This is a genomic window from Kocuria coralli (assembly GCF_008831305.1).
In the GTDB taxonomy this organism is placed as follows: domain Bacteria; phylum Actinomycetota; class Actinomycetes; order Actinomycetales; family Micrococcaceae; genus Kocuria; species Kocuria coralli.
Genome location: NZ_ML708611.1, coordinates 212,563 through 237,844 on the forward strand (window position 1 = coordinate 212,563; position 25,282 = coordinate 237,844).

Sequence of the window (25,282 nt, forward strand, 5' to 3'; positions counted from 1 at the left end):
CGGCCGATAGAGTGAAACCATGCCTGCACGCCCCTTCCCCCAAGCCGTCCTCTTCGATCACGACGGCACCCTGGTCGACACCGAGCCCGTCTGGGGACGCGCCAAGGCCCGTTTCGCCACCGAGCTGGGCGGAACCTGGAGCGAGACGGACACGATGGAGACGATCGGGCGGCCCGCGCAGGAGACCATCGACCGCCTGCGGGCCAACGGCGTCAAGAGCCTCGACGACGAGGCCATGATCACCGGGCTGCTGCGCTTCTCCGAGCTGGAGCTGCGCTCGCACACCCTGCGGCTCCTGCCCGGCATGCCCGAGCTGCTCGAGGAGATCGCCCAGGCCGGCCTGCCCACGGCGATCGTGACCAACGCGACCGAGGAGATCGCCCGGCACACCGCGACCCTCGGGCCCGAGGGCCTGTTCGATGTGATCATCGGCAACGAGGAAGCCGCGAAGGGCGTCTCCCCCAAACCCTCCCCCGAGGGCTACCTCGAGGCCGCCCGCCGGCTGCGCGTGGATCCGTCCGAATGCGTCGCCATCGAGGACTCGCCGTCCGGCGTGGCCGCCGCACAGGCCGCAGGCATGGTCGTCGTCGTGGTTCCCGGCGCCGTCCCGGTGGCCGAGGACCAGGGAACCGTGCACGTCAACGACCACCGGCAGGTGACCCTGTCCCTGCTGGAATGGCTGGATCCGCGCAACGCCTCCTGGCCCAAGGCCGTGCTGCTGGATCACGACGGCACCACCGTGAACACGGAGCCCGAATGGGCCACGGCCAAGCGGGCCGTGGCCGCCGAGCTGGGCCTGGACTGGAGCACGGAGGACGACCACGAAGGACTGGGGCAGACCGTGCAGTACTCCGCGCAGATGATGATCGATCGCGGCGCGGAGGGCGAGGTCCAGGAGATCACCGACCGCATCGGCGCCAAGGTGGTCGAGGCCATCCAGGAGGACATCCCTCTGATCGACGGGATACCGGAGCTCATGGAGCAACTACGCCGGGAGCAGCTGCCCGCGGCCCTGGTCACCAACGCCCTGGCCTCGGTGGTCACGACCACTGCCACGGCGCTGTCGGAGAACATCCGCGCCGTCGTCTCCCGCGAGGACGTGACGAACCCCAAGCCTCACCCGGATCCGTATCTGATGGCCGCCGAACGGCTCATGACGGCGCCGGAGGACTGCGTCGCCCTGGAGGACTCGCAGGCAGGTGCCCAGTCCGCGGTGGCGGCGGGGATGCCCGCCGTCCTGGTCCCCGGCGACAAGCCGGTGCCCTGGGAGCCGGGCTTCGTACCCGTCGACGCCCATACGAAGGTCACCCTGGAGCGTCTCCGGCAGATCGGCCCCCTGCTCCCGGACCTGCCGCGCGCCGATGGCCCGCCCTCGGACGAGCTGCCCTCGGGAACCAGCCGCCGTCCCGCCGGGGAGCTGCTCCGGGTGAACCGCGACTGATCTCCAGCCGTCCCGATCGTGGGGGGACGGACACGGCCGCCTCCACGACGGCGACCGGGCCTCAGGCCTTGACGTCGTAGACCCGGTGATGCATCAGGTCATGGGCGAAGTACTCGGCCAGTGACCGCACCGTGAAGACCTTGCCGTCACCCCGGCGCCCGGTGCGCTCCCACTGCTCCCCTTGCACCGCGTCCCACGCGGCCGCCGTCTTCTCGCCCTCGGCGCGCAGCTGCCTGGCGACTTCTGCCGGGTCCTGGCGGTTGTACTCCTGCTCGATCGCCGCCGCGTCCTGGTCCCAGTCCGGGAATTCGGGGTCGTCCTGGTCGAGCATGAGCGCGAGGCGTTCCCGGAACACCTGGTGCAGCTCGCTCACATGGGCGGCGTATTCGAGGGTGGACCAGGTGTTCCCGTCCGGTCGCTGGGAGAGTCGCGGGCGGGCCAGCACCTCCTGCCAGACGGGCAGCGACATACGGATGCGCCACCCTACGGTCTCGACATCGAATCCGGGCTCGAAGCCGCATTGCCGGCACCCGCGGCCGAGGACCGCCGTCCAATCCTTGGTCTCCGGCGGCACGGACGAGATGTCGGCGGCGGGGTCCGCGCCGGCGGGCCCTTGACCTGACGGTTCGGGGGAAGGCGACGTGTGCTCGTTCACGGATCCAGCATAAGTCGACTTCATGTTCACCACCCGTGTTCATCGCCGGAAGTTTCAGTTCTTCCGGCCCGCATCCCGTCCCTCGGCGCAGCCGTCGATGGTTTCCAGCAGGGCCTGCGACCAGGAAGTCGGCTGCCGGCCGAACTCCCGCTGCGCCGCACCGGAGTCGAGGATCCACGGGTGCTCGAACTGGTGCCTCGTCTCGTCCAGTGCGCGGACGAGCGGATGCAGACGCCCCGCGGCCATCACGACGCCGGGGACCTTGCGCACGACGGCTCGGTCCAGCCCGGCGAGTTCCGCCACCTCATCGGCCACCTCCCGCATGCTGCGCGGTGGTGCCGTCGGCACGTGCCACGGCCTGCCCCACCGGGGGCCTCCCTGATCCGATTCGGCGAGATCCGCGGCCAGTCGCGCGATATCGGGGAGATAGCTCCACGAGTGCGCCGCCCGCAGGTCCCCCATGGGCACCCAGGCCGTGCGGCCTTTGAGGACGGGGCGCACCACGTAGTCCATCAGCAGGCTCACCCCCGCACGGGCGGTGGGACCGAAGTAGTCGGAGGCGCGCAGCTCGACGGCGGCCATCGCGCCCTCGCGGTGCTTCTGCAGCGCTCGTTCCCACATCTGCGCGCGGACCCGCCCTTTGGGGCCCTCGGGCGAGAAGGGATGGTTCTCGGTCATGGGCTCGTCTACGCGTCCGTAGCCGTACAGATTGCCGATGATGAGCTGTCCCGCACCCGTCCGCTCGCACACGGCCGAGATCGCCTCCGACATCGGAGGCCAGTCCCGTTCCCACGCCGTGTAGGACCTGGGGTTGACGGCGTTGACGACGACGTCGTGATACCCGCCTGATGCGCCGGTCGGTCCGAGCGCCTCCGCCAGCGCCCGGGGATCGGTGGCATCCGCCGCCACGGATCTCACCCCGGCGGCCCGTGTCGACCCCGACCGGCTCACCAGGGACACCCGGTGACCGCGATCGGTCAGCTCCTCCGCGATCAGCTGCCCGATCGCCCCCGCCCCGATGACCGCAATATGTCGCATGCCCCTCACCCTCCAAAACGAGAACAGTGTTCTCTATTTAGTAGAGCATCGTGACGCTCCGAAAACAAGAGCAGTGTTCTCATTTTCTCCGGGTTGCCCCGTAGAGTTGGGAGGGTGACCGAGCAGCAGAACCCGGGGAAGCGGGCCAGGAACCGGGCGGAGATCCAGGCCTCCCTGCTCCGCACGGCCCGATCGCATCTGGCCTCCCACGGCGCCGCCGGCCTGTCCCTGCGGGCGGTCGCGCGGGACATGGGTATGGCCCCCTCGGCGCTGTTCCGCTATACCGCCAACCGGGACGAGCTCTTGACGCTCCTGATCGTCACGGCCTACGACGAGCTCGGCGAGCGGGTGGAGACAGCCGAGAGAGCCGTGCGGCGTTCCGATACCGCAGGGCGGTGGGCCGCCGTGGCCGGTGCGCTGCGCGCCTGGGCACTGCGCAACCCGCACGACTACGCCCTGCTGTACGGCTCGCCCGTGCCGGACTACGCCGCACCCGGGGAGACGACGAACACCCCGGGCACGCGGGTGCTGCGCCTGGTCGCCGGCATCATCCGCGACTCGGGTCCCGCCGTCGGCGATCCCGGCGCGGAGGGAACCGGCTCCGCGGAATCCGCGCCGGCCCCGCCACCGCCTGCCGACCCGATCACGGCACGGTACGCCGCGGCCGGAATATCGGCCCTGCGGCAGGATCCGGACATCTCGGGACTGGACCCGCAGCGGGTGGTCCGGGGCCTGGCGGCGTGGAACCTTCTGATCGGAGCCGTCAGCTCCGAGGTGTTCGGCCATCTCGGCCCGGGGGCGGGTGATATGGATGCCCTGTTCGAGTGCACCGTGGCCCTGAGCGGCGGCCTTTTCCTCCCTGACCCGGCCACGGGCGCCTGACCCCCCGAAGGCCAGGGTGTCCCCGGGAACGCGCCGGAGCATGCGAGAAGCCGGCCGCGGCTGGCCGCGACCGGCTTCTATCGTTCGGCTCCGCTATCGCCGGGGAGCGCCGGCCGAGGCGGTCGAGCGCCTGTTGCGGCGCCGGGCTGCGGCCTGGGTGGCCCGGTCGACCGCAGAAGCCCCCGTCGTATGGAGGTTGACCGCCGCAGCCGAGGAGTCCGTCCTCTGGCCGCCGCCGGAGCCCGAGCCCCGTCCGGCCGCCGGACGGCCTCCCGACCTGCCTGCGGATCCCTGACCGGTCCGGGATCCGCCGCGCGTCTCGGCGCGCGAGTCCGTCCGGCCCTTCCGGGAGTCACGGCGCTGCTGCCCTCCCCCGGAGCGGCCCTGACCACGGCCGTTCCGGCCGCCTTGCCCCGCGCCGGAGCGAGAGCCGGACCGAGCACCGGAGCTACCACCGGACTTGGCGCCGGCCTGCCCGCCCGGGTTCTTGACCGGGGGCACGTAGGCCACGCGCTCAGCCTGCTCGCCCACGAGCTCGGACACCACCCGCGAGCCGGTGGAGGCCTCTGAGAAGTCGGCGGTCACGCCGGCCTGCTTCATCAGCTTCTGGACCTCACGACGCTCCTCCGTGGTGGCGATCGTGATGACCTGCCCCTCCGCTCCCGCTCGCGCGGTCCGGCCCGAACGGTGCAGATAGGACTTGTGCTCGGCGGGCGGGTCGATGTGGACGACCAGCTCGACGTCGTCGACGTGCACGCCGCGGGCGGCGACGTCCGTGGCCACCAGAACCCTCACCTCACCGGAGGAGAACGCCGCGAGGTTGCGGTCCCTGGCGTTCTGGGACAGATTGCCGTGCAGGTCCACGGCGGGGATGCCGACCTGGGAGAGCTTCTTGGCCATCTTCTTCGCCCGGTACTTGGTGCGGGTGAACATCACCCGACGGCCGGTCCCGGAGGCCAGGGTCTCGATGACGTTCTGCTTCTCGTCGGGATCCACCACCAGCACGTGGTGCTCCATGGTGGAGACGGTGGCCTTGGGCGCATCCACCGAATGGGTCACGGGGTCGTCCAGGAACTTCTTGACCAGCACGTCCACGCCGCCGTCGAGCGTGGCCGAGAACAGAAGCCGCTGGCCGTCCGGCTTCGTGCGCTTCACGATGCGGGTCACCACGGGCAGGAAGCCCATGTCGGCCATGTGGTCCGCCTCGTCGATGACGGTCAGCTGGACGTCGTCGAGAGTCAGGATGCCCTGCTTGAGCAGGTCCTCGAGCCGGCCGGGGCATGCGACGACGATATCCGCGCCGCGGCCCAGGGCCCTCTCCTGATGCTTCTGGGAGACGCCGCCGAAGATCACGGTGGTGTTCAGGCCCACCGCCTCGGCAAGCGGCGCGACCGTACGGTCGATCTGCGTGGCCAGCTCACGGGTGGGCGCGAGCACCAGACCGGTGGGTCGGCCGGGCCTCCGCGAGACCTTCGCGGAGCCGCGGGTGAGGCCGGCCAGGCGGGCCACGAGGGGCAGGGCGAAGGCGACGGTCTTACCGGAGCCGGTACGGCCTCGGCCGAGCACGTCCCGGCCGGCCAGCGAGTCCGGGAGAGTCTTGGATTGAATGGGAAAGGCCTCGATGATCCCCTGGTTGGAGAGGACACGGGCCAGCGCCTCGGGCACGCCGAGGTCGACAAAATGAGTCACGAGGAAGTTCGCACTTTCGATCGGATGTCCCGGTGGCGGGTACGCCTGCCGGGTGCGCCGATCACACTCCATGGGCACCGCACCTGCGCGATGCTTTGCTTTCCACTGCAGAGGGGTTCCCTTGGGGAACCCACGGAGTGTCCGACGCGCTGCCTGCCCTTGTCTTCATGCGACGGCGTCACACCCCGGGATCAGTCACGGGGGCCGTCACCACGGGCAGTGCCATGAGCAACTCCAGCAGCCTACACGACTGGCCGGTAACCAAGCCATGACGCGGGACACCTCACCGCCAGCGCCTATGGGGATCACGGTTCGTCGGGGCTCGTCACGGCAGGTCGGCAGGGAAGTCGAGCCCCGGAAGGGGCGACCGGCGAACTGGTACGGTGAGATGCAGCGGGCTCGAGCAGCCCTCCCCCGAACTCTCTGGAAGGACCACCATGCGGCTGTCCAATGCAATCCTGCGCGGCATCTCCGGCGCCTACATCCTGCAGTCCGGCCTCGGCAAGAAGGACCTCCCCGTCGAGGCCTACGAGGGCCTGCAGGCCATGGCCGCCACCGGTGTTCCCCAGCTCAAGGAGTGGGACGCCAAGACCTTCGGTCAGGCGCTCTGGATCTCAGAGACCGCTCTCGGCGCGGCCCTGCTCACCCCGTTCGTCTCCAAGCGGCTCGCGGGCCTCGCCCTGACGGCGTTCTCGGCGGGCATGCTGACCATGTACTTCAACAACGACTCGATGACCCAGGACGACGGCATCCGGCCCACCCACGAAGGCACCCCGCTGTCCAAGGACGTGTGGCTGGCGGCGATCGGCCTGTCCCTCGTGTTCCAGCCCAAGGACTGATCCCGCGCGGAACTCCCATCACCGGATCCGGGGTCGTCCCGCCTGTCGCACGGCATGGCCGGGGCGACCCCGGATCCATCCGTCAGATGGATCCGACCTCCAGCCGGTAGACGATCTCGTGCGTCTCGCCCGGGGCGATCGTCACGTAGTCGTCCAGGGCGTTGGCGGCTTCGACACAGATCATCGCCGTCCACTCGTCGTCGGCGAAATCGCCGATGGCCCGGGCGTTGTCCTCCCACGGATTCCACACGACGGTGTCGGCCGCCCCGGACGTGGTGATGCGCAGAGTACGTCCCAGCAGGGGGTCCACCACGGAGACCGGCCCTCCGGAGCGGTACACCCGGTCGGTCTCACCGGAGATGACGATCTCTCCTGACTGCTTCATGTCCGTCTTCCCCGTGACCTTGTCCACATAGCTCACGCCGTCGAGCCCCTGGACGCCGGCCTGGCGGACATCGCCGACGGCCAGGTAGGCGTGCAGCGCCTCCTCGATCTCCATCGGCTCACCGCCGGTGTTGGTGGTGGCCAGCTTCATCTCCAGGGCGGCGCCCACGGTCACGGTGTATTCGCAGGAGAACTCGTGGGGGAACTCCGCCCGGGCCTGTTCGGGGAGGTCGGCTTCGGTGAGCCGGAAGACGGCCTCCTCGTCCGTGGCCGACACCGGGCGCCAGGGGATCGTCCGCGCATAGCCATGTGCGGGGCTGCGATCGCCGGAACGGCCGGGGCCGAACCAGGGGAAGCAGATCGGCACGCCGCCGCGGATGGCCTTGCCCTCCGCGAAGACGGCCTTCCGGGAGAGGAAGAGAACGGGATCCTGCTGTGCAGGGGTCCAGGACGCCACGTGCGCACCCTGTTCGTAGACGGTCGCGGTGCCTTGGACATTGGCCAGCGTCAGAGGCTGTTGGAGTGCAGTCATGTCCACAGGTTATGTGCAACGCCCGGCAACCGCATCGATTGCCGGGCGTTGCTGCGGAGGCGGGCCGTCAGTCGGGTACGGGCATCAGCGTCCGGTGAGCTCGTAGGTGTCGATGCCGCCGTCGTGACCCTTCATGAAGAGGTCGACCTCGGACTTGCCAGCCGTGAGCTTGGGGTCGTTCTTGAGGTAGTGCTTGGTCTCCCGAGCGACCAGGCCCGCCATGATCAGCAGCCCGATGAGGTTCGGGATGGCCATGAGCCCGTTCATGACGTCGGCGAAGTTCCATACCGCGGCCAGCGGGATGGTGGCGCCGATGAAGACCACGCACGAGTAGAAGATGCGGTAGGGCATCACGCCCCCGCGGCCGAACAGGCGCTCCATGCAGCGCTCGCCGTAGTAGGCCCAGCCCAGGATCGTGGAATAGGCGAACATCACCAGGCCGAGGGTCACGATGATGTGGCCCCATTGACCCGGCAGACCGTGGCTGAAGGCCTCACCCGTCATCGTGGCCGCGAACTCGCTGCCCTCCTCCCACACGCCCGTGGTGATGATGACCAGGCCGGTGCAGGTGACCACGATGATGGTGTCGATGAACGTCTGGGTCATCGAGACCAGGCCCTGGCGCACGGGGTGGGTGGTCTTGGCCGAGGCCGCAGCGATCGCGGCCGACCCCATGCCGGACTCGTTGGAGAACATGCCGCGGGCCACGCCCATCTGGATGGCGAGGATCAGGGCCGAGCCGGCGAAGCCACCGACGGCGGCGGTTCCCGAGAAGGCGTCCGTGAAGATCAAGGCGATGGCTGCGGGGATGTCGGCCACGTTGAAGATCAGGATCCAGAGGGCACCCAGCACGTAGAAGACGATCATGACGGGAACGAAGGCGGAGGTCACGCGACCGATGGACTTGATGCCGCCCACCAGCACCGCCAGGGTCAGTACGGCCAGGACCAGGCCCGTGATCCAGGAGGGGATGCCGAAGGAGCCGTCCACGTTGCCGGAGATCGAGTTGCCCTGGGTCATGTTGCCGATGCCGAACGAGGCCAGCACGGCCGCGATCGCGAAGAACAGCGCGAGGAACTTGCCGAACCCGTTCGGGATGCCGCGCTGCAGGTAGTACTGCGGGCCGCCGGAGATCTCGCCCTTGGCGTCCGTGGTGCGATAGCGGACGCCGAGGAAGGCCTCCGAGTATTTCGACGCCATGCCCAGCAGGCCGGTGACCCACATCCAGAACAGCGCCCCGGGGCCGCCGATCGAGATGGCGGTGGCCACGCCCACGATATTGCCCGTCCCCACGGTGGCGGCCAGGGCGGTGGTCAGCGCCTGGAACTGGGAGACGTCGCCGCCGGGAGCGTCCTTGTCGGAGCGCTGGAACAGGGCCAGGCGCAATGCAGGACCCAGCTTGAACAGCTGGATCAGCCCGAGCCGGATGGTCAGGTACAGGCCGGTCAGCAGCAGCAGGGGGATCAGGAGGAACGGGCCCCAGACGATACCGCCGATCGAGCCGAAGCACTCGGCGGCATCCATCTCACCCGGGGTGAAGCAGTAGGTGCCGACTCCGGCGAACTGATCCAACAGATTCTGAATGAGCTCATTCACTGTTCAGTTCCTCTCGGGGGGTCGCAGGTGGTGTGGGGAAGGAGGAGGGTGGGCGAGCGGCGACCCCGCCGTACGGCGCTCGTCACTGGGCGTATCTAACCACACAGCTGATTGCCAGGCTGTTACCTGGCCATCATGACGGCGCCGTGGTCCGAAGGCACCGGAGCCGCGGGACGACGGCGGAGCGGGGATCAGCTCTCGTGCGGTCGCGACCGCCTCGACCACCGGGCGGCCAGCAGCGCGGTCAGGAGCGCCGCCGTCGTGAACCCGAACATCAGCACCCCCATGGGGGCCGCGGTGTGCTCGCCGCCCAGCCCCGCCAGCGGGCTGACGGCCGCCGCGACCAGGAACTGCAGCAGGCCCTGCACCGCGGAGCCCGAGCCCGCCCTGCCGGGCACCTGGGCCTGGGACAGGGCGATGCCGTTGCCCATCAGGAACCCCACGCAGGCCTGCGAGCAGACGACGTGCACCACGATGGTCCAGGCGGGCGCGCCCAGCAGGATGCCCGTCAGCCCCAGGGCGTTGACGATCCCCTGGACGCCCAGGGCCGCGATGATGATCCGGGTCGGGGAGAAGCGGTTGAGCAGCCGGACGTTCACCAGGCTGGAGACCACGGAGCCGAAGGCGGCGGTGGCGAAGACGATGCTGTAGCCGATCGAGGACAGTCCCACGACGTTCTGCATCACGAACGAGGACGCCGATATATAGGAGAACAGCGAGCCGAAGGACAGCGATATCGCCAGCGCCCAGGCCATGAACGGCCGGTTGGCCAGCACGGCGCCCGCGAGGGACAAGGTTCCGGCGATGCCACCTTGACGCCGCCTCTCGGGCGGGAGGGTCTCCGGGATCACGAAGACGACGCAGGCGACCATGAGCGCGCCGAACCCGGTCAGCACCCAGAACACCGCCTGCCAGGGCGCCCAGGTCGCGATCAGCCCGCCGAGGACGGGGGCCACGATCGGCGCGACGGAGATGATGGTGCCCAGCAGGGAGTACATCTTGGCGGCTTCGATCCCTTGAGCGATGTCCGCGACGATGGCCCTGGAGATGACCACGCCCGCCGCCCCCGCGAACCCCTGCACGACGCGCAGGGCCAGCAGCAGGCCGACGTCGGCGGAGAAGACGATCCCGATACTGGAGAGCAGGAAGACCGAGGTGCCGGCCACCAGCAGCCGGTGGCGGCCCCACATGTCGGAGACCGGCCCCAGCAGGAACTGCCCCACCGCCATGCCGATCATGTACGCGCTCAGGGAGAGCTGAATGGTCGAGGCGGGCGTCCCGTAGAAGTCGGCCATCGCCGGCATGGAGGCCAGGTACATGTCCGTGGCCATCGGGCTGACCGCGCTCAGCACCCCCAGGGCCAGGACGAAGAACACGCGGTCCGGGCCGGGAGCCAGGCCGAGGCGGGACGAGACGGGCATGGGGTGGCGTGACCTCCTGAGGGGAATCCGGCAACCTCCACAGGTTACGCCCTGACTAGACTCTGCTCTCGATGAGTATGACCAACGCCCCAGAACCCACTGACTCCCCCGCCCCGGGCCTCCCCGACGAGGCTCCGACGCCCCCTGCCGGGCCCCCTGCCGAGGACGGGCGCTCCGTGCCGGAACGGTTCCGGCGCCAGCCGTTCTCGTTCGTACGCCGGGGAGACCGCCTGACCCCTCGACGCCAGAAGGCCTGGAACCAGTGGGCGCCGTCGCGCATCCTCCACGTCCCTCGCGAGGTCACGGACACCTCCGTGGCGGCTCACGCCGAGTTCGACCAGGCCGCGGTCTACGGGCGCCTGGCCCCTCTGGTGGTCGAGATCGGCTCTGGCCTGGGTGAGGCCATGGCCCACCGGGCCGCCCGGGTTCCCGAGGCGGACTTCCTGGCCGTCGAGGTGTACACGCCCGGGCTGGCGGACCTCCTGGTGAAGACCGCCGCCCAGGGCGTGGAGAACGTGCGCGCGGTCCAGGCCAACGCGCCCGAGGTCCTGGACCACTTCCTCGAGCCGGCATCCGTGGACGAGCTGTGGGTGTTCTTCCCGGACCCCTGGCACAAGAAGAAGCATCACAAGCGCCGGCTGGTCTCCCCCCGCTTCGTCGATCAGGTGGCCAAGGTGCTCAAACCCGGCGCCACATGGCGGCTGGCCACGGATTGGCAGGAGTACGCGGTCCAGATGCGCGCGGTCATCGAGGCCGACGGCCGGTTCGAGAACCTCCACCCCGGCCCCACGGCGACGGACGGCGAGCCCGGCCAGGGATGGGCGCCGCGGTGGGAGGGCCGGACCCTGACCAGTTTCGAGCGCAAGGCCCGGGAGGCGGGCCGCATCCCCCGGGATCTCACGTACCGGCGTCGTCCTGACGCGGGATGAACATCCGCGACCGCCGGCTGCCGTCCGGCGGTCGCGGGAGCTTCTGAGAGATCGGGACGGCCCTGTCTTAGCCTTGGATGGTCCTGCCCATCTACGTGAGACGAGCATCGCATGCCTCCCGAGCACCACGACGAGCAGCCCGAGAGCCCGAAACGACCCGGATCGGCAACCCCCTCCGCGGAGACCCCGACCGTACGCCGGGGCACCTACCAGCCGGGTTTCGCCCGGACGTTCCTGGACGAGATCAACTACCCCCACAACATCCACCCGGCCCTGGTCCCCGGGGTCTCGGTGGACGATCAGAAGTACCGCTTCGGCGTCGACCGCCTGGTGGCCGGAGTCGCCGGGGCCCTCATCGTGGGCTTCATCGCGTGGGGCATCCTGAGCACGGAGACCCTGACGGCCGCCTCCTCTGCGGCCCTGACCTGGACCATGGGCAACATGGGATGGGCCTTCAGCATCCTGGCCACCGCGCTGCCCCTCTACCTGCTGTACCTGGCGGTCTCCCGCTACGGCAGGATCCCCCTCGGCCTGGACGACGACAAGCCCGCGTACTCGACCCCCTCCTGGGCCGCCATGCTGTTCGCCGCGGGAATCGGGATCGGCATCATCTTCTTCGGCCCCTTCGAGCCGATGACATATTTCCTGTCCCCGCGGCCCGGGTCGGTGGAACCGGCCGCCCAGGAGGCGATGAAGCTCGCCTCGGCCCAGGCCGCCCTGCACTGGGGCCTCAACGCCTGGGCGATCTACGCGCTGGTGGGCCTGGCCGTGGCCTACACCTCCTACCGCCGCGGCCGGGTGCCCCTCATGAGCTCGGTGTTCGCGCCGTTCTTCCGCGACGGCAAGACCGACAACCTGGCCGGGCGCATCATCGACATCCTCGCCATCATCGCCACGCTCTTCGGCACCGCGGCCTCCCTGGGCATCGGGGCGCTGCAGATAGGCCGGGGCGTGCAGATCTTCACCGGCTGGAACACCGCCGGCAATACAGCGGCGCTGCTGATCATCTCGGTCCTCACCGCGGGCTTCATCGCATCGGCGGTCTCGGGCGTCGCCCGGGGCATCCGGGTCCTGTCCAACATCAACATGGTGCTGGCCATCGTCCTGGCCCTGTTCTTCTTCGTGGTGGGCCCCACCGCGTTCCTGCTGAACTTCATCCCGTCGGTCTTCGTGACCTACTTCGCGGAACTGCCCACGATGCTCACGGCCTCGATGGCCGACGGTCCCGAGATGCAGGAGTTCCTGTCGTCGTGGACGGTCTTCTACTGGGCCTGGTGGGTGTCCTGGGCGCCGTTCGTCGGGGTCTTCGTGGCCAAGATCTCCCGAGGCCGCACGATCCGCCAGTTCGTCTTCGGAGTGCTGTTCATCCCCTCGACCATCGTGGTGCTCGCCTTCACGGTCCTGGGCGGAACCGCCATCCGCGCTCAGGTGGACGAGCTCGCGATCGCCCCCGATGGCACCATCGACTCGCTACCCGCTCCCGAGGAGATCTTCTTCGTGGTGCTGGACACCCTGCCCAGCGCAGGCTTCATGGCCGCCGTCGTGGTGCTCATGCTGGCGATCTTCTTCATCACCACGGCGGACTCGGCCTCGATCGTGGCCTCCCAGATGTCCCAGCGCGGTGACCCCGACCCCCGGAAGCTCATCACCGTGTTCTGGGGGCTGTGCATGGCGGGCATCGCGATCGTGATGCTCCTGGTGGGCGGCGAGAGCGCGCTGACCGGGCTGCAGAACCTGATCACCGTGACGGCGCTGCCATTCACGCTGATCATGTTCTTCATGGTCTTCGCCCTGCACAAGGACCTCCGCAGCGACCCCCTGATCCTGCGCGACCAGTACAGGCACTGGGCCCTGGACAAGGCGGTGCGCCACGGCATCGACGAGCACGGCGACGTCTTCATGATCCCGGTCGAGCGCGCCTCGGGGGACCAGGAGAAATGGGCCACCGCACCGGATTTCGATTCCACCGCCCCCGAGTACACGCAGTGGTACCAGCGCACCGACGAGGACGGCAATCCTCTCGACTACGACTACGAGACCGGCACGTACACCGGGGAGGTCGCTGCCTCGCAGTCTGAGAAGACTGAGAAGGCTGAGCGGTCTGAGCAGCCCCGCCGGTCGGGGCCGGGAGCGTCCTCCGATCAGGACGGCGACGAGCCCAGCCGCTGACGAGCGCGGGCTCCGCGCTTCTCCACGGGCTCGGTGCCGGCAACGGCGCCGAGCCCGATGACTGCCCCGTTGGCATAGAGGGTCTCGATGCCCTCCGCGGGCACCGCGTACGTCTCGTGCCAGATGCCGACTCCCCCGGGGTTCCGGCGGGCAGCCCTGTTGAAGCTGCGCCAGGCCGGCAGGTGGGCCAGCTCCGGATCCGAGGCGTAACGGTAGAGCTGCTCGGCGCTGCGCCAGTACTGCACCACCCAGGGGCCCTTCGCGCCCAGGAGCGTCACGCCGCCCAGGAACCCGAGGTCCTCGGCGACGCCGCGCTCCGCCTGCGCCTTGTTCCGGTACAGCTCTCCGAGCATCCTGGGCATGGCGGCTGCCACGGGAAGCCATAGATCGGGCCGGTGCGGTTTGCGCAGCGTCATCCCGATCTGGAAGACCACGACGTCGCCCCGGTACGCGTGGGTGAGAGTGGCGACCATGACGACCTCCGGCCATATTAGATACCTGAACTATCCAATAATGGAGAGCTAAGCTATTCAAGGTCAAGAGGTGATCATGAGAATTTCCGCGCTCGCCGAACGAAGCGGCCTGCCGGTGGCCACGCTCAAGTTCTATCTGCGTAAAGGGCTCCTGCCCCCCGGTCGCGCGCTGTCCAGGACCCAGGCCGACTACGACGAGGACCATCTCGCCCGCGTACGCCTCATCCGGGCGCTGACGGAGGTCGGCGAGCTGAGCCTCGAGACGGTGGGCCGCGTCCTGGCCACGCTGGACGACCCCGGCACGGAACGCCTGGGGGTCCTCGCCGCCGCGCAGCGGGCGCTGACGGCCCCCGACGAACCGGGTACCCCTTGCCTGGGCCAGGGAGGAGAGGAACCCGCGCCGTCCCGGGCCCGCGCCTGGTTGCGTGAACGCGGCTGGCGGGTCCACGCCGCGGACCCGTTGATCGCACAGCTCGACCGCGCGTGGGACGCGTGCGACCTGGGTCAGGTCGGGCTGGACTCCGAGCGGATGGACGCCTACGCCGATGCCGCCGAGCGGATCGCCACGATAGACGTCGCCTCGGTCCCCGCCGCCCCCGACCTGGCCGTCCGCCAGGTCGTCACCGGAACGCTCCTGGTCGATCCGGTGCTCAGGACACTGCGCCGGCTCGCTCAGCAGCATCTGTCCGTGCTGTCCTCCACGTCTTCCACCGGCTCCGAGCAGGACCGGGGGCCCTGCGACCCCTGAGGGTCCGTGCCGGGCCCGGCCTCAGTCCTCGGCCTGACCGGGCCCGCGCCGAGGCCGGTAGAGCATCAGCGCCCGTGACTTCGGGCGCGGAGCCGGGCCGGGCGGGCGCGAGCCTCGCGGCAGGCGCACGACCTCCCCCGAGGTCGAGGCCGCCCAGACGCTCTGGTCGTACTGGACCTTCTCCAGGGCCGCGTCGCGCTCGATCGTCAGCTCCGCGACCCGGTGCTGCAGCGCCAGCACCTGGTTCTCCAGCTGCATGATGCGCCTGATGCCCTCGAGGGATATCCCGTCCCGGGACAGCTTCTGGATCTCGCGCAACTTGTCGATGTCGCGCTGGGAGTACCGACGCGACCGGCCCGGGGCCCGAGATGGTTTCACCAGACCCAGCCGGTCGTACTGGCGCAGGCTCTGCGGATGCATCTCGGCCAGCTCGGCGGCCACGGAGATCACGAAGAGAGCTCGCTCCTCCGAATGCTCAGTCATGACCGGCTCTGCTCCTCTCCATGCCTGATCCTTTCGCCTGGTCTCCTGGAAGGCACCGTGCGATCCGCGGTGCCTATTCGGCGGCTCTCGCCATCACATGCGCCCGGGGGTCCTCACCCGACGTCGCCTCGGCGAAGGCCTCGGCCGCCCGCCGGGCGTCGTCGTCCAGGACCTTGGGCACCTCGATCTCGACGGTGACGATCAGGTTGCCCGTGCCCTTGGACGTCGGCACCCCCTTGCCCTTGATCCTGAACTTCCGCCCCGAGCTGGTGCCCTCGGGCACCTTGAGCGAGACGGGCTTGCCGTCCAGCGTGGGGACCTTGATGGTGGCACCCAGCACGGCCTCCGGGAAGGAGATCGGCACGGTCACGGCGAGGTCGTCGCTTCCGTCGCGGCGGGAGAACACGGGATGCTCCCCCACCTTGACCGTGAGGAACAGGTCTCCGTTCCCGCCGGGACCGGAGTGCCCCTTGCCCTTGAGCTTGAGCTTCTGGCCGTCGCGGACGCCTTGCGGGATGCGCACGGTGGTCGAGGAGCCGTTGCCGCGCTGGAGTTTGACGGTCGTGCCCTCCATCGCCGAGCGGAACGGGATCAGCGTGCTCGTGGTGATGTCCTCGCCCTTGGCGGGCGGAGCCTGATAGCGGGGATCGTAGGCGCCGTCGTAGCCGCCGGGGCCGTAACCCCCTCCGTACCCGCCGGCGGAGCCGCGGCCACCCCCGAAGCCTCCGCCGCCGAACTGGCCGAAGAGGTCCTCGAAATTGATGTTCTGCGTCCCGCCGGTCGAATACCGGGCCCGGGTGCGGCCGCCCCCGAAGACATCCCCGAAGAGGTCTTCGAACCCGGCGCCGTCGGAGCCGCCGGCGAAGCGTGCGCCGGAGCCCATGGCGCGGATGGCGTCGTACTGCTTGCGCTCCTCGGGATCCGCGAGCACGTCGTGCGCCTCGGAGATCTCCTTGAACTTCTGCTCCGCAGCCGCGTCACCCTCGTTGCGATCCGGGTGGTACTTCTTGGCGAGCGTTCGGTACGCCTTCTTGATCTCGGCGTCGGTCGCCTCCTTGGAGACGCCCAGAACGTCGTAGAAGTCCTTGTCAATCCAGTCCTGACTGGCCATGACGCCTCCTTTCAGGGGCGAGTTCCGTCAATGTCTTCAGTTCTATTCTCCAACGGGTTGCCGTGAACCCTGTAGCAGGTCCCGTGGCAAGCCTCCGACGACGACGGCCGGTCGGCGGATCTCTCCGCCCACCGACCGCGCATCGGGAGGTGCCTGCGAACTCGCCTCACGGTGTGCTCGCATCGCGTCCCGGAGCTCAGGGCGCGACGGCCACCTGAGCCGGGCGCACCACGCGGGTTCCGACGCGGAAGCCCGACCGCAGCACCATGGAGATGTGGTCGGCGTCCACGCCGTCCGCCGGCTGCTGGAGCACGGCTTCGTGGACGTTGGGATCGAAGGCCTCGCCGATCCGGCCGATGCGCTCCAGGCCCTGCTTGCCCAGCAGGTCCTCGAGCTTGGCGGCGATCGCGGCGAAGGGGCCCTCTTCGAGATCGCCGGCGGCACGCGCCGCGTCGATGTCGTCGAAGACCGGGACCACGGAACCCAGGACGTCGCTGATCACGTGATCGCGCAGGGCTGCGCGCTCGCGATCGGTGCGGTTCTTGTAGTTCACGAACTCCGCCTGCAGCCGGCGCAGGTCCTCGAGACGATCCTCCGCCAGCTGGGCGAACTCCGTGCCGGCGGAACCGGTGGCACCAGCGCCTTCGTGGTCTGCCGCGCGGGCCTCCTCGGTCTGCTCGGCGTCGAGGATCTCCTCCGCCGTCAGCGGGGTCTCCGTCTCGGCGTTCTGCTCCGCTGCCTGGTCACCGGGATCCTGGGCGGGCTCTTGGGGCTCTTCTGGAGAAGTGCTCATGGATATACCTTCCGTCTTGGGGGCGCGAGGGACGAGCGAAGGACACCGCCCGAGCCGGCGGCCACGGCCGCCGGCTCGGGCAGGGATGTCACTTCTTGTCGTCGTCCTCGTCCACGACCTCGGCGTCGACGATGTCCTCGTCGTCCTGGGAGGCCGAGTCGGCAGCGCCCTCGGCGCCGGCGTCACCGGCATCCTGCTGGGAGTAGATCGCCTCGCCGATCTTGCCCATGGAGCCCTGCAGCTTCTCGACGGCGGCCTTCACGGCGTCGTCGTCATCGCCCTCGAGAGCCTTCTTGACGGCGTCGACATCGCCCTGGACCTCGGTCTTGATGTCCTCGGAGAGCTTCTCGTCGTTGTCCTTGATGAGCTTCTCGGTCGAGTAGGCCAGCTGCTCGGCGTTGTTGCGCATGTCGGCAGCCTCACGGCGGGCCTTGTCGGCCTCGGCGTTGGCCTCGGCGTCCTTGACCATGCGGTCGATATCCTCCTGCGACAGCGAGGTGCCGCCGGTGATGGTCATCGACTGCTCGGTGCCGGTGCCCTTGTCCTTGGCGGACACGTGCACGATGCCGTTGGCGTCGATGTCGAAGGTGACCTCGATCTGCGGCACGCCGCGCGGGGCCGGAGCGATGCCGGTCAGCTCGAAGGTGCCCAGGTTCTTGTTGTCCCGGGTGAACTCGCGCTCGCCCTGGAAGACCTGGATCGACACGGACGGCTGGTTGTCCTCAGCCGTGGTGTAGACCTGCGAACGCTTGGTCGGAATCGCGGTGTTGCGCTCGATCAGCTTGTTCATCACGCCACCCTTGGTCTCGATGCCCAGGGACAGCGGGGTCACGTCGATCAGCAGGACGTCCTTGCGGTCGCCCTTGAGCACGCCGGCCTGGATGGCGGCGCCCACGGCCACGACCTCGTCCGGGTTCACACCCTTGTTGGGCTCCTTGCCACCGGAGAGCTTCTTGACCTCCTCGACGACGGCGGGCATACGGGTGGAGCCACCCACGAGCACGACGTGGTCGATGTCGGAGAGCTTGATGCCGGCTTCCTTGATGACGTCCTCGAACGGCTTCTTGGTCCGGGCCAGCAGGTCGCTGGTCAGGTCCTCGAACTTGGCGCGGGACAGGGTCTCGTCCAGGTGGACGGGGCCCTCGGGGGTCACGGAGAGGTACTGCAGGGAGATGTTGGTCGAGGAGGCCGAGGAGAGTTCCTTCTTGGCCTGCTCGGCGGTCTCCTTGAGTCGCTGCAGGGCGATCTTGTCCTTGGACAGGTCCGCACCGGTCTTGGACTTCACCTGCTCGAGCAGCCAGTCGACGATCCGCTGGTCCCAGTCGTCGCCTCCAAGCCGGTTGTCACCGGCCGTGGCGCGCACCTGGATGGTGGAGAAGTCGTCCTCGTCCTTGCCGACTTCCAGCAGGGAGACGTCGAACGTGCCACCACCGAGGTCGAAGACCAGGATGAGCTCGTCCTCCTTGCCCTTCTCCAGACCGTAGGCCAGGGCTGCCGCGGTGGGCTCGTTGACGATGCGCAGGACGTTGAGGCCCGCGATCTCACCGGCCTCCTTGGTGGCCTGGCGCTCGGCGTCGTTGAAGTACGCCGGGACGGTGATCACCGCGTCCGTGACCTTGTCACCCAGGTAGGACTCAGCGTCGGCCTTGAGCTTCATGAGTATGCGGGCCGAGATCTCCTGCGCGGTGTACTTCTTGCCGTCGATCTCCTGGGTCCAGCCGGTTCCCATGTGCCGCTTGACGGACGCGATGGTGCGGTCGACGTTGGTGACCGCCTGGCGCTTCGCGGTGGCGCCCACCAGGGTCTCGCCGTCCTTGGAGAAGGCGACGACGGACGGGGTGGTGCGAGCACCCTCTGCGTTGGCGATGACGACGGGGTCGCCACCTTCGAGCACGGAGACGACCGAGTTGGTGGTTCCGAGGTCGATTCCTACTGCACGGGACATTCCCATACCTCCTTCGCCCTTGCGGGGCTCTCTGTCTGCACCCGGGGCGATCGAACGCCCCGGAGGTCTCACATCTTGAGTTGTCCTGACTCCAGGATAGAACTTCCTGTTTCCTTGTCAACAAAGTTGAGTCAACTCGTATCAACTTTTTGACGTGATGCTGGTCATCGCCCCACCGCAGCGCCCCGGAGTCACATTTTCATCAACATGCTGATGACCATACGGTGGAGGGAGAACCCCACCCGGAGGCCCCCCATGACACGACCCCTGACACGTCCCCTGACACCGCGCACCCTCAAGACGGGGGCACTGACCGCGGCGACCGCCGCCGTGGCGGTAGCCCTGACCTCATGCTCATCCGGCACCACGACCGGCCCCCAGCTCGCCTTCACCGACGAGGCCGCGGCGACCGCCGTCGTGGACGACCCCACGGCAGCATCGGTGGCCGCGAGCGAAGCGGCCTTCACCCGCGCCGAAGCCGTCTTCCTCTCCCCGCCCGAGCAGTCGGAGGAGCTGGCGGAGGCCAGCGCGGAGGCGCGGATGCCGCTGCTGCTCACGGGCGACGACGACGCCCTGCGCGAGGAGCTGGACCGGCTGGGCACCGAGACCGTGATCGTTGCCCAGGACGCTCCCGCCCCGGCCGCCGCCGGGGAGCGCGAGGTGATCGAGGTGGACCCGGAGGCCCGGGCCGATGCCATGGGGCTGCCCGATCTGGATGCGGACGACGACGATGCTCCCGCCGTGGCGATGATCGATCCCGGGGAGCACCACCCGGCGGCCGCAGCGGTCGCGGCGACCGTCCGGGCGGCGGGAGGAGAGGTCGTGGAGGTTCCCGGCGGTGATCCCCGGGTGAGCGGCGATTCCGTGGCCGCGGCCGAGCGGTCTCCGGACACGTCCGTGGTCGCGGTGGGCGCGAGCTTCGGAAGCACCGACCAGCTCGAGGAGCGCATGTCCCTCGCGGCCTCCACCACGGCCGAGCTCCCCGGAGGCGGGCAGCTCGCATTCCCGGGGCGTCGCATGGTCGCCCTCTACGGCTCGCCCGGCACCGCCGCGCTGGGCGCCCTGGGCGAACAGGACGTGGATGCCGCCATCCAGCGCGCCTCCGAGCTCGCGGAGCAGTACGAGCCCCACTCCGAGGAACCGGTGATACCCGCCTTCGAGATCATCGCGACGATCGCCTCCTCGGAGCCGGGCCCGGACGGCGACTACACGAGCGAGATCGATCCCGAGCAGCTGCGCCCCTGGGTCGAGGCGGCGCAGGACGAGGGGGTGTACGTGGTGCTCGACCTGCAACCAGGCCAGGTGGACTTCCTCACCCAGGCGCAGCGCTACGAGGATCTCCTGAAGGAGCCCAACGTGGGACTCGCGCTGGACCCCGAATGGCGTCTCCAGGAAGGCCAGCGGCATATGGAGCAGATCGGTTCCGTGGACGCCGCCGAGATCAACGAGGTCTCCGGATGGCTGGCCGAGCTGACGGCCCGGAACCACCTGCCTCAGAAGACACTCATCCTGCACCAGTTCTCGACGGCGATGATCACCGACCGGGAGAGCATCGACACCTCTCACGAAGAGCTGGCGATCACCCTGCACGCCGACGGCCACGGGACACCCCAGCTGAAGACGGAGACCTGGGACGTCCTGCGCCAGGACCTCCCGGAGGGCATCTGGATGGCCTGGAAGAACTTCTACGACGAGGACACGCCCGTCTTCACCCCGGAGCAGACCTACGACGTCGACCCGAGGCCGTGGTTCGTGTCCTACCAGTGATCCGGTCAGTGATCCGGTCGGTGATCCGGTCGGTGATCCGGCCGGTGACCGGGCCGGGGAGCCCCGGAGTGATCCAGGCAACTCCGGACTGCAGCCCCCGATAACGATCCGCCAACGGGCATTCATCCCAAGGCATACAAACCTGAGTCCGCTGTGCTCAGCACTTACACTGATCCGCATGTACCGAATTGCCACCGTGTGCACCGGCAACATCTGCCGATCGCCCATGGCCGAGTTCGCTCTCCGCCGCGCTTTCGACCGTGAGGGTCTGGGCCAGGAGGTCAGCGTCGATTCCGCCGGTATCTCGGACGAGGAGCTCGGCAACCCCGTGGATCCCCGTGCCCGGCGCCTCCTGGAGCGCGAGGGCATCGAACCGGACGGCCACAGCGCCCAGAGCATCGACCCCACATGGTTCGGCACCCATGACCTCCTCCTGGCCATGGACGTGCCCCACGCCCGGGGGATGGCCCGCATGGCTCCCGACGGGCCCGGCCGGGACAAGATCCGGATGTTCCGGTCCTTCGACCCTTCCGTGGCCGATCGCGGTCAGCGGCAGCAGGGCATCGTCGATCCCTGGTACGGAGACGCCTCGGGCTTCGAGGACACCTGGAAGATGATCACGGCCGCCGTACCCGGGATCGTGGACTACGTACGAACCCAACTGGATACGCCCCGATCCACGACAACCGGGGCCTGAATCGTGCATGACGTCGAACTGCAGATAGATCCGGTCATCGCGGAGCGCAACCCGTCCGGGGTCGACCTGATGCATCAGCTGGACAGCCCGAAGCGCCGTCCTCATCTGATCGGCATCGACGGCCGCTCCGGCGCCGGCAAGACCAGCCTGGCCGCCCAGCTCTCCGCGGTGCTCTCCGTCACCCGCGACGTGGTCACTTTCCACCTGGAGGATGTCTACCCCGGGTGGGACGGCCTGGCGGAGGGAATGGAGACCTATAACGAGTCGATCCTGAACGTCCTGCGGGACCAGCACGACGCGTACTGGACCGCCTGGGACTGGCTGGCCCAGACCACCGGCGGGCCGCGGCTCACGCGCTGCGCCGAGATCGTGATCCTGGAAGGGGTCGGCGCCTGCAACCGGGCCGCCCGCGAGATCCTGGACGTCTCGGTATGGGTGGAGCTGCCCGATGCCCAGCGCAGGGCCCGGGCCCTGACCCGGGACGGGAAGAACTACGAGCGGTTCTGGGACCGGTGGGCCGGGCAGGAGGCCCAGTACCTCGCCGTCGACCCCGTCTGGGAGAGCGCCGGGATCATCCAGCCCGGCCCCACGGCCTGAGGCCTACTGCCAGATGAACCGGTGCAGTCCCGCGAGGTGGGACAGCAGCGGAGCGCCGGCGGCCAGGGCCAGGGTCAGCGCCAGGAGCACCGCATCCGTCCCATCGCGCCGGATGGGCCGGGCCCAGGTCCGTTCGCCCGCCGCGACCACGGCGCCGAAGCCCCGGACCTCCATGGTGACCGCCAGCCGGGTCGCCCTGCGCAGCGCCTGGACCAGCAGCCCGAAGGCCCTCCCCCCGAGCTCCTTGACCAGCAGACGAGGATTCCTGGAGGCACCCGCCCCGCGGGCTCGCCTGGCCGTCACCAGGACCTGCCACTGCCGCACCATCACGGTGACCAGCCGCAGGCCCACCAGCGCGGCGATCACGAATCTCGCCGGCAGCCGGGCCGTCCGCGCCAGTCCGTCGGCCAGGTCCGTGGGGTCGGTGCTCAGCAGGAGGGCCAGCCCCGGCAGCGCCAGGGCGAGACCGCGCACGGCGATGGCGGCCCCCGCGGCCACGGACCCCTCGGAGAGCAGCACGGGGCCGGCCTCCAGCAGGACGGCGCCCGAGTTCTCCGCCAGCAGCGCGGTGCCCCACCCCGAGAGCACGGCGGCGACCACGATGGGCCAGGCCACGATCAGCAGCCGCAGCGGCCGCTGGCCCGCCAGGCCCAGTGCCACGAGTTCCCCGGCCAGGATGATCGCCGAGGTGAGGGGATCCGCGCTCAGGACGAGCGGGACGGTCAGGGCGAATGCGCAGACGAGCTTGGTCAGGGCATCCCGGCGCGCCAGCCAGCCGTCGTGCACGGACGCGGCGGGTGCGGGCTCCGTCTGACGCACGCCGTCACCGGCCGGGGCCGGCTCGACCCGGACCTCCTCGGCCCCGAGAGCGGCGATCAGGTCCCGGTCGTGGGTGACCACGACCACGACCCGCCCCGCACGGATCTGCTCGGCCAGCAGATCCACGACGGCCCACCAGGTCCTGGAGTCCTGGCCGAAGGTCGGCTCGTCCAGGACGAGCACCCGTGGTGCCGCCGCCATCACCGTGCCGACCGACAAGCGGCGCTTCTGACCGCCCGAGAGGGTGAACGGGTTGGCCTCGGCCACGTCCTCGAGCCCGAGACGGTGCAGGAGATCCTGCACCGTCGCCTCGATGCGCTCCCGGGACCATCCGGCTCGCCGGGGGCCCTCCGCCAGCTCGGCGCGGACGCTTGAGGTGAGGAACTGGTGCTCCGGCTCCTGGAACACGGTGCCCACGCGGGTCAGCAGCTCCGGGCCGGACCAGGCGGAGGGATCCGCGGGCGCCTCACCGGCCAGGACGGAGGTCGCCCGGACGGAGCCGTCCGCCGGCACCAGCAGGCCGGCCAGGGTCAGTGCGAGCGTGGACTTCCCGGCTCCGTTGACTCCGGTGAGCGCCGTGGCGCTACCGCTGCGGATCGTCAGGCTCACGGGCTCGGCCGCCGGCCGACCGGCCACCGCCCGGTCCGGCACCGGGCGGCCGGAACGCAGGCGACGACGCCGGCTCGCCAGGGCACGGGAGGACGGCTGGTCCCTGGAGACCACGAGGTCGCGGACCGTCAGCAGGTCCTCGCCGTCGTCCGCCGCCCGGACCACGGGCTGCGGTGCCGCCCGGCCGGGCACCCAGATCCCCTGTTCCGCGAGGTCAGCCGCGAGCCGGGGCTGCCCGAAGACCTCGTCCGGCGCCCCGTCGTGGACCACTCCGTGCGGCCCCAGCACGAGCACGCGGTCCACAAGCTCCGTCCACACGTCGGTGCGGTGCTCGACGACGATCAGCGTGGCTCCGGTGTCCTCCACCACGGTCTTCACCGCGTCGCGCACCGTGCGGACCCCTTCCGGATCCAGGTTGGCGGTGGGTTCGTCCAACAGCAGCAGCTCCGGGCGCATCGCCGTGATCCCGGCCAGCCCGAGGCGCTGCTGCTGTCCTCCGGAGAGCTCGTCCGTGCTCCGGCCGGTGGTTCCGGGCAGGCCCACGGAGTCCAGGGCGTCGTCCACCCGGGGCCAGATCCTCTCGGCGGGAACCGCCAGGTTCTCCGGCCCGAAGGCGACGTCGTCACCCACCCGGGCGAGCACGATGGCCGATTCGGGGTCCTGCTGCAGCAGTCCCGTGACCGTGGCGCGTTCGGCGGCCTCGACCCCGTTGATCAGCAGTTGCCCTGCCTGGCCGGCGGCCGGCCCTGCCACCTGGTGATCGGAATCCGGCTCCGCCTCCTGATCCAGGACGCCCGCGAGGGCATGGAGCAGAGTCGACTTGCCCACGCCGCTGGGTCCCACGATCAGGACCTTCTCTCCGGGACGGATCTCGACATCCAGTCCCGAGGGGGAAGCAGCCGCACGATCGGGGTGCTGCCAGGAGAAGCCCAGCGCACTGACACGGGCGCCCGCTCCCGCGGCCTCCGCGGCGTGCCCGGTCCGAGCGGAGGGGCGCCTTCCGTGCCCCGGACGCACCGGGGTCACCGCCCCGAGGCGAGCGCGGAGAGCACGCCCGTGCCGCGCAGGCCGCGCGTCAGCGCCCACATCAGCACGCCCGCGATCACGGCGCCGGACAGCGTGCCGAAGGCCACGTAGACCCCCTGATGGTCGGCCGGCCATTCGTAGTAGTAGATGAAGCACTCGGAGAGGGTGCCGAAGAATCCAGCGAGCGCCCCCGCGGCGGTGGCCACCCAGGCACCGAACCTGCGATAGCGCACGCCTGCGAAGATCAGCTCCGCGCCGACGCCCTGGATCAGCCCGGACAGGACGACGGTCAGCCCGAAATGCGTGCCCATCAGGCCCTGGAAGATCGCCGCCAGCAGCTCGCAGGCCAGGGCGGCCCCCGGTTTGCGGATGATCAGCCCGCCCAGCGTTCCCGCCAGGAGCCAGCCCCCCACCATCAGCCCGGAAGCGGGCGGGTAGGCCACGGCGGCGCTGGTGATCAGCGGGTAGGCGAGGTTGGACCACGCCCAGAAGATCACGCCGCACGCGGCGGCGAGAACCGCCAGGACCACGATGTCGACGACCCGCCAGCGCAGCTTCGGGGCCCTCGTGCTGGGCTTCTCAGTGGTGGTGCTCATGGAGTTCCTCCTGGTTCGAGACGGACGGCGCCGTCGTAAATTC

Annotated in this window: 22 protein-coding genes; 9 read left to right on the plus strand and 13 right to left on the minus strand. The window is 69.6% G+C overall.

Going from position 1 to position 25,282, the window contains the following annotated elements:
• Positions 1-19: 19 nt before the first annotated feature.
• Positions 20-1,441, plus strand: a complete 1,422-nt coding sequence (locus tag FCK90_RS02730) for an HAD family hydrolase (RefSeq protein ID WP_158032761.1) — start codon at positions 20-22, stop codon at positions 1,439-1,441.
• A 61-nt stretch (positions 1,442-1,502) separates the two neighbouring features.
• Here the strand turns inward: FCK90_RS02730 and FCK90_RS02735 are convergent, their stop codons facing one another.
• On the minus strand, positions 1,503-2,096 hold the full coding sequence (locus FCK90_RS02735) for a DinB family protein (protein WP_246179928.1): 594 nt from the start codon (positions 2,094-2,096) through the stop codon (positions 1,503-1,505).
• A gap of 54 nt (positions 2,097-2,150) precedes the next feature.
• Positions 2,151-3,134: an NAD-dependent epimerase/dehydratase family protein gene (locus FCK90_RS02740; protein WP_158032763.1), complete on the minus strand. Its 984-nt coding sequence runs from the start codon at positions 3,132-3,134 to the stop codon at positions 2,151-2,153.
• Between the two features lie 114 nt (positions 3,135-3,248).
• On the opposite strand from FCK90_RS02740, the gene FCK90_RS02745 reads away from it, so the two are divergent.
• Entirely contained in the window at positions 3,249-4,016 is a 768-nt protein-coding gene (locus tag FCK90_RS02745) for a TetR/AcrR family transcriptional regulator (protein ID WP_246179929.1), read from the plus strand.
• A 93-nt stretch (positions 4,017-4,109) separates the two neighbouring features.
• Here the strand turns inward: FCK90_RS02745 and FCK90_RS02750 are convergent, their stop codons facing one another.
• Positions 4,110-5,705 carry a DEAD/DEAH box helicase gene (locus FCK90_RS02750; protein WP_158032764.1) on the minus strand — a complete coding sequence of 532 codons (1,596 nt, stop codon included), beginning with the start codon at positions 5,703-5,705 and terminating at the stop codon, positions 4,110-4,112.
• Positions 5,706-6,142: 437 nt separating this feature from the next.
• Between FCK90_RS02750 and FCK90_RS02755 the strand changes: the two genes are divergently transcribed.
• Positions 6,143-6,544 (plus strand): hypothetical protein, encoded by a 402-nt coding sequence (locus FCK90_RS02755; protein WP_158032765.1) that lies wholly within the window; start codon positions 6,143-6,145, stop codon positions 6,542-6,544.
• Between the two features lie 82 nt (positions 6,545-6,626).
• Here the strand turns inward: FCK90_RS02755 and FCK90_RS02760 are convergent, their stop codons facing one another.
• The 3 genes from FCK90_RS02760 to FCK90_RS02770 all read right to left on the minus strand — a co-directional run bounded on the left by FCK90_RS02760 (position 6,627) and on the right by FCK90_RS02770 (position 10,477).
• Positions 6,627-7,460, minus strand: a complete 834-nt coding sequence (locus tag FCK90_RS02760; protein ID WP_158032766.1) for a D-hexose-6-phosphate mutarotase — start codon at positions 7,458-7,460, stop codon at positions 6,627-6,629.
• Between the two features lie 84 nt (positions 7,461-7,544).
• Positions 7,545-8,984 (minus strand): alanine/glycine:cation symporter family protein, encoded by a 1,440-nt coding sequence (locus FCK90_RS02765; protein WP_158032870.1) that lies wholly within the window; start codon positions 8,982-8,984, stop codon positions 7,545-7,547.
• Between the two features lie 263 nt (positions 8,985-9,247).
• Complete coding sequence (locus tag FCK90_RS02770; RefSeq protein WP_158032767.1) at positions 9,248-10,477, minus strand: multidrug effflux MFS transporter; 1,230 nt, start codon at positions 10,475-10,477, stop codon at positions 9,248-9,250.
• Positions 10,478-10,554: 77 nt separating this feature from the next.
• Between FCK90_RS02770 and trmB the strand changes: the two genes are divergently transcribed.
• Positions 10,555-11,406: a tRNA (guanosine(46)-N7)-methyltransferase TrmB gene (trmB, locus tag FCK90_RS02775; RefSeq protein WP_158032871.1), complete on the plus strand. Its 852-nt coding sequence runs from the start codon at positions 10,555-10,557 to the stop codon at positions 11,404-11,406.
• Between the two features lie 111 nt (positions 11,407-11,517).
• Complete coding sequence (locus tag FCK90_RS02780; protein WP_158032768.1) at positions 11,518-13,575, plus strand: BCCT family transporter; 2,058 nt, start codon at positions 11,518-11,520, stop codon at positions 13,573-13,575.
• Here the strand turns inward: FCK90_RS02780 and FCK90_RS02785 are convergent.
• A complete protein-coding gene (locus tag FCK90_RS02785; protein ID WP_158032769.1) occupies positions 13,548-14,048 on the minus strand; it encodes a DUF4188 domain-containing protein in 501 nt (166 codons plus the stop codon). The two genes, FCK90_RS02780 and FCK90_RS02785, sit on opposite strands and share 28 nt — an antisense overlap.
• Before the next feature lie 76 nt (positions 14,049-14,124).
• On the opposite strand from FCK90_RS02785, the gene FCK90_RS02790 reads away from it, so the two are divergent.
• On the plus strand, positions 14,125-14,796 hold the full coding sequence (locus tag FCK90_RS02790) for a MerR family transcriptional regulator (RefSeq protein WP_158032770.1): 672 nt from the start codon (positions 14,125-14,127) through the stop codon (positions 14,794-14,796).
• 21 nt (positions 14,797-14,817) lie between these two features.
• Here FCK90_RS02790 and FCK90_RS02795 read toward each other — a convergent pair whose 3' ends face one another.
• The 4 genes from FCK90_RS02795 to dnaK form a co-directional block, all read right to left on the minus strand.
• Positions 14,818-15,279, minus strand: coding sequence for a heat shock protein transcriptional repressor HspR (locus tag FCK90_RS02795; protein ID WP_158032771.1), 462 nt, complete (start codon positions 15,277-15,279; stop codon positions 14,818-14,820).
• A 73-nt stretch (positions 15,280-15,352) separates the two neighbouring features.
• Positions 15,353-16,390, minus strand: coding sequence for a DnaJ C-terminal domain-containing protein (locus FCK90_RS02800; protein ID WP_158032772.1), 1,038 nt, complete (start codon positions 16,388-16,390; stop codon positions 15,353-15,355).
• A 196-nt stretch (positions 16,391-16,586) separates the two neighbouring features.
• Positions 16,587-17,183 (minus strand): nucleotide exchange factor GrpE, encoded by a 597-nt coding sequence (locus FCK90_RS02805; RefSeq protein ID WP_158032773.1) that lies wholly within the window; start codon positions 17,181-17,183, stop codon positions 16,587-16,589.
• Positions 17,184-17,271: 88 nt separating this feature from the next.
• On the minus strand, positions 17,272-19,128 hold the full coding sequence (dnaK, locus tag FCK90_RS02810) for a molecular chaperone DnaK (RefSeq protein ID WP_158032774.1): 1,857 nt from the start codon (positions 19,126-19,128) through the stop codon (positions 17,272-17,274).
• 255 nt (positions 19,129-19,383) lie between these two features.
• On the opposite strand from dnaK, the gene FCK90_RS02815 reads away from it, so the two are divergent.
• The 3 genes from FCK90_RS02815 (at position 19,384) to FCK90_RS02825 (ending at position 22,189) form a co-directional block, all read left to right on the plus strand.
• On the plus strand, positions 19,384-20,895 hold the full coding sequence (locus FCK90_RS02815) for a hypothetical protein (protein WP_158032775.1): 1,512 nt from the start codon (positions 19,384-19,386) through the stop codon (positions 20,893-20,895).
• Positions 20,896-21,073: 178 nt separating this feature from the next.
• The gene (locus FCK90_RS02820; RefSeq protein WP_158032776.1) at positions 21,074-21,592 is read left to right on the plus strand and encodes a low molecular weight protein-tyrosine-phosphatase; all 519 of its coding nucleotides are present in this window, start codon (positions 21,074-21,076) and stop codon (positions 21,590-21,592) included.
• 3 nt (positions 21,593-21,595) lie between these two features.
• The gene (locus FCK90_RS02825; protein WP_158032777.1) at positions 21,596-22,189 is read left to right on the plus strand and encodes a nucleoside/nucleotide kinase family protein; all 594 of its coding nucleotides are present in this window, start codon (positions 21,596-21,598) and stop codon (positions 22,187-22,189) included.
• Positions 22,190-22,192: 3 nt separating this feature from the next.
• On the opposite strand, the gene FCK90_RS02830 is transcribed toward FCK90_RS02825, so the two are convergent.
• Positions 22,193-24,643, minus strand: a complete 2,451-nt coding sequence (locus FCK90_RS02830) for an ATP-binding cassette domain-containing protein (RefSeq protein ID WP_343029884.1) — start codon at positions 24,641-24,643, stop codon at positions 22,193-22,195.
• Positions 24,640-25,239, minus strand: coding sequence for an ECF transporter S component (locus tag FCK90_RS02835; RefSeq protein ID WP_158032778.1), 600 nt, complete (start codon positions 25,237-25,239; stop codon positions 24,640-24,642). The genes FCK90_RS02830 and FCK90_RS02835 overlap by 4 nt, the downstream gene beginning before the upstream one ends.
• Between the last annotated feature and the right edge of the window lie 43 nt (positions 25,240-25,282).